Below are 4,659 nucleotides of genomic sequence, written 5' to 3'. Positions count from 1 at the left end.
CCGGGCGCAAGAGCGCCGTCCTGGTGCCGCTTTTCCCCAGGGAGGGTGAACTTTTCCTCCTTTTGGTGGAGCGGTCCGATTCGCTGAGGCGTCACCCGGGACAGCTTGCCTTCCCTGGAGGAGCCCGAGAGGAACAGGACAGGGGGCCTGTTGAGACAGCTTTGAGAGAGTTCGCCGAGGAGACGGGGATCGCCGCGGATAAGGTTGAGATCCTCGGTGTGCTCCCCGAAGTCAAGGCCTGTTCCAGCGGCTTCACGCTCTTTCCCGTGGTAGGATATCTGCCCTCGGGACTGAGAAGCAGCGACCTGTCGCCCGATAGGCGAGAGATCAAGAACGTGTTGGAGATACCACTCCGAGAACTGGAGGGCTCTCCTGAGATGGAAACTTTTACCAGGGAAGGACATGTTCACCGTTACCCCGTTTATCGGGCCGGCGACGGGGTAACCATTTGGGGTGCGACGGCCTGGATTATCCTCGGCCTCGTACGGGCTCTCCGGGGGCAGGAAGCAAGAGGATCATCATGTCTCTGATCGGTGCCCATGTCTCTATTGCCGGGGGACTCTGGAAGGCTATCGAAAGGGGAGAGAGCCTGGGCTGCGAAGCCATCCAGATATTCACCAAAAACCAGTTGCAATGGCGGGCTTCGCCGATATCCGAGTCCGTGGGCTCGAGGTTCATGGCCGCCTGGAGCCGTAGCGCCATAAAAAAGGTGGTAGCCCACGCGTCTTACCTTCTGAACCTGGCATCGGGGAAGGAAAAACGTGAAAAAAGCGTCGCCGCCCTCGCGGAAGAGATAGAACGATGCGAAGCACTCGGGATCGAGGACCTGGTCCTTCATCCCGGTTCTCACCTCGGGGAGGGCTTGGAGTACGGGAGAAAACTTGTGGCCGAGGGGCTGAAGTGTGCTCTCGAAAGAACCTCCGGGATGAGAACAAGAGTCCTCCTGGAAACCATGTCCGGTCAGGGCTATTCCATCGGCACGACCATAGAGGATCTAGCATGGATACTTGACAGGGTTGACGATCCCTCCCGCGCAGGGGTATGCCTGGATACGTGCCATTTGTTCGCTGGCGGGTACGAACTGCGGGGCCGTACTTCCTACGATCGATTCGTCCGGTCGGTGGAGAAGCATATCGGCCTGGAGAGGGTCGGGTGCTGGCACCTGAACGATTCCAAGGCCGAGATGGGCAGCCGTATCGATCGACACCAGCATCTAGGGGAAGGTTTTTTGGGGCTTGATCTTTTCTCGAGCATTATCACCGATCCCAGGTGGAAAGATGTCCCTTCTTTGCTCGAAACCCCCAAGGGCCCTCCCGGCGACAGGGGAAACATCGCCCTTCTCAGAAAATTGAGAGGCCATTGAGTGAGAATGTAATTGGAATGGTTGTCGTGAAAGCGAGGCGATCCTATTGACTTCGAGGTACCCGGAGATGAGCATCGACACGGCGGTGATCTCGAGGAACGCGGAAAAAGTGGTCAAACTTTGCAGAGGGAAGGGCATCCGCGTGTGGGGGGTCACAAAGGGAGTAAGCGCCCATCCCGCCGTCGCATCGGCGATGCTCGAGGGCGGTTGCGCAGGTCTTGCCGACAGTCGGGTTGACAATATATGGAGGCTTCGCCTTTTCGGGTTTCGCCATCCCATGATGCTCCTCAGGATACCCATGCCCGGCGAGATGAGGGACCTGGCCGAGACCGTCGACTGTTGCCTGGTCTCCATGCCTAAATCGATTTTGATGCTGGACCGGTCTTGCGAGGAAGCGGGTACCGAGATCGGGATTATTGTGATGGTTGACCTGGGCGACCTGCGGGAGGGGATATGGCCCGATGGCGTGGAGGAGATGGCCGACGCCCTCCGCCAATGCCGCAGGCTCCGGTGCCTTGGAGTCGGGAGCAACCTGGGGTGCCTGTCGGGAGTGCTCCCGTCGGTGACGAACCTGTCACTCCTGGTCCGGACCGGTCGAGAACTCTCCTCCTTCCTGGGTTATCCGCTGGAAGTGGTCTCCGGGGGTGCTACATCCTCCCTGGCCCTGGTCGAGGACGGCGCAATGCCGGAAGGGGTCAACCAGCTGAGGGTGGGGGAGGGTATCCTGCTCGGGACCGATGTCACGGGTAACAGGGTGATATCCTACCTTGAAAGAAACGCCGTAAGGATAACCGCCGAGGTAGTGGAAGTCAGGAGAAAACCCTCGATGCCCATAGGAAAGACGGGTGCCGATGCTTTCGGCAATATCCCGGTTTTCCAGGACAGGGGTGTGAGGCGGCGGGTCATTGTCGCCATGGGACGGCAGGATGTGAGGCCCGAGGGGCTAACACCTGTCGATCAAGGGCTTGACATCATAGGGGCTTCCAGCGACCATTTGACCCTTGATGCCGAAGATTTCAAGGGCTCCCTTGAGCCTGGCGATGCCCTTTCATTCATCGCCGATTACGGCGCCATGCTGGCGGCCGCCACGTCGCCCTATGTCAGAACAAGGATCATAAAAAACTGAACCCCAGGGAGTGATCCTTTGTCAGGAATTCTCGAATCCATTCGCTGGCAGGACTTCATTGATATCCTTGTTATTGCCTTTATAGTCTATAGGCTCCTCCTTCTACTCATGGATACCCGAGCTATGCAGCTCGTGAAAGGTCTTTTCGTCATCGGTCTACTCTACGCGACGGCCCGGTTCCTCAAACTGGCCGCTCTCGCCTGGATATTGGGCAGGTTGTTGGGGGTCTTCATAATCGCGATTCCCATCGTGTTCCAGCCCGAGATCAGGAGGATGCTCGAGGAACTCGGACGAGGGAGCATATGGAGACGCCGCCAGGCGGAGGAGAAGGCATCTCAGCTGACCGATGAGATCACCAGGGCTCTTCTTTTCCTCCAGAGCAGGAAGATCGGCGCCATACTGGTCTTTCAGAAAGATACCGGCTTGAAGGACATCTGGAGGTCGGCCGTTCAGATTGGGGGGGAAATATCCCAGGACCTTATCGTATCCCTATTCTGGCCGGGGAATCCCCTCCACGACGGCGCGGTCATACTGGATAGTCAAAATATTATCGCCGCGGCGTGCTACCTCCCGCTCACGGAGAACAGCGACCTGTCGAGGTGGATAGGTACCCGCCACCGAGCCGCCCTGGGCGTGTCGGAGGTTTCCGATGCAATGGCACTTGTCGTTTCCGAAGAGCGGGGAGAGGTCGCCTTGGCCATCAATGGCCATCTATCCAGGGAGTTGAAGGAAGGGCAGATCAGGAGGCTTCTCATGCATTACTTCGCCCGGACGGCAGAGCCGGCGACAGCCGTAGAAGGGATCAGGGAGAGGCTGGGATCAGTCTTTTTCAAGGGAGGATCAGAGAATGATGAAATCGATTGACCGTCTTCTCGCGTCCCGATCCTTCCTTAAGGTATTGTCGGTGCTGGTCGCGATCCTGGTATGGTTTTACCTGGCGTCAGACAGAGGAACCGAAATAGTCAGGACTGTGACGGTGCCCCTCGAGTTCCTCAATGTTCCATCCGATATATCCGTTACCAGCGGGGTCCGCGACGTGGACATCCAGGTATCGGGCACGAGGGAGGCCACCCTGTTGCAGGTGGACTCGGTCGCTTCACAGGTGGACCTCAAGGGCCTGGGGCCGGGATCGCATCGCCGGCCCATCCAGGCTATCCTTTCATCGGGGTTGAGGCTCGTCGAGGTTTCCCCGCCCTTCGCGGATTTCGACCTCACGCGGTTGGTATCAAGAGTCCTTCCGGTCAAGGTCCTCGTCCCCGAGGACCTGCCGCCCGAGTATCGCCTGGAGGAAGAGAAGATCGAGCCCGAGGAAGTCTCCGTCAAAGGTCCGGAGCAGATGATGGCCTCCCTCGATAATCTCTGGGTGGCTCCCTCCCCTGAACAGCTTCTCCAAGAGAAGGAGCTCTCCCTGCCCGTTATACCCTTTCCAGGCAGCGACCAGAGGTCACCCTTGATGATCGAACCGGCCGTGGCGGATTTCGCCTTCAGGTTGATCAGGGGGTTCCCCAGGAAGATTGTCCCGGCGAGGATCGAGCTGAAGGGTGAACCGGGCCGTGACTTCCAGGTGGGAGTGGTAGTGGTGGACCCGCCGGAGCTGACGATCCAGGGCCCTTTCGAGTCGATAGAACGGATCGACCAGGTCACCCTGGCTCCTATCGATGTGACGGGGCTTGCCTCGGATGTCAGCGAGATTGTGACTGTGCCAGACCCGGCCGATGATGTCCAGATCGTAGACGCACCGTCGGTCCGGGTGAGGATTCACCTCGCCCCCAGGACAGAAAGAAGGCTTTTCGCTAAGATACCCGTCAGGATTGCCGGCAGGAGCATATACCCCGGCTGGAGGGTAGAGCCATCCGAGGTTAACGTCATCCTCGAGGGACCGCCGTCGCTCCTGGACTCCGCTGAAGCCGAAGGCAACCCGGTGGATGTCTTCGTGGACGTGACGAACCTGGTCTCTCAGAAGATTACCGTACCGGTTAAGACGACCGTGCGATCCAAGGATATCTCCCTGGCCGATGTTGATCCCCCTAACATAACGGTCTATGCGTTGACGGAATAGGATCAAGGAAAGAGGTGTTCCGATGCTGGGTCCTTCGAAAAAAAGCCGTTGCCTCTTTGGGACAGACGGCGTCAGGGATGTGGCCAACCGGGGTCTCATGACCCCCGAGAT

The 4,659-nt window shown here is 58.5% G+C and carries 5 protein-coding genes; all 5 read left to right on the top strand.

The genetic code is table 11. The annotated features are described in order from the left end of the window. Positions 1–530, top strand: a 530-nt coding sequence (locus GX108_04430; protein NLO56284.1) for a CoA pyrophosphatase, incomplete at its 5' end; no start/stop codon positions are given. Next, entirely contained in the window at positions 521–1,363 is an 843-nt protein-coding gene (locus GX108_04425) for a deoxyribonuclease IV (GenBank protein NLO56283.1), read from the top strand. The genes GX108_04430 and GX108_04425, both read left to right, overlap by 10 nt. A gap of 67 nt (positions 1,364–1,430) precedes the next feature. Beyond that, positions 1,431–2,489, top strand: coding sequence for an alanine/ornithine racemase family PLP-dependent enzyme (locus GX108_04420; GenBank protein NLO56282.1), 1,059 nt, complete (start codon positions 1,431–1,433; stop codon positions 2,487–2,489). A 27-nt stretch (positions 2,490–2,516) separates the two neighbouring features. Continuing rightward, complete coding sequence (locus tag GX108_04415; protein ID NLO56281.1) at positions 2,517–3,353, top strand: TIGR00159 family protein; 837 nt, start codon at positions 2,517–2,519, stop codon at positions 3,351–3,353. Continuing rightward, entirely contained in the window at positions 3,337–4,548 is a 1,212-nt protein-coding gene (locus tag GX108_04410) for a hypothetical protein (GenBank protein NLO56280.1), read from the top strand. The genes GX108_04415 and GX108_04410 overlap by 17 nt, the downstream gene beginning before the upstream one ends. Positions 4,549–4,659: the final 111 nt, after the last annotated feature.

It is taken from the genome of Thermovirga sp., from assembly GCA_012523215.1.
In the GTDB taxonomy this organism is placed as follows: Bacteria; Synergistota; Synergistia; order Synergistales; family Thermovirgaceae; genus 58-81.
This window is presented reverse-complemented; position numbering and strand designations above follow the sequence as displayed.

Bases quoted from the DNA above. Each gene is read 5' to 3' on its own strand.
- GX108_04425 (NLO56283.1), top strand. From the start codon at position 521: ATGTCTCTGATCGGTGCCCATGTCTCTATTGCCGGGGGACTCTGGAAG.
- GX108_04420 (NLO56282.1), top strand. From the start codon at position 1,431: ATGAGCATCGACACGGCGGTGATCTCGAGGAACGCGGAAAAAGTGGTC.
- GX108_04410 (NLO56280.1), top strand. From the start codon at position 3,337: ATGATGAAATCGATTGACCGTCTTCTCGCGTCCCGATCCTTCCTTAAG.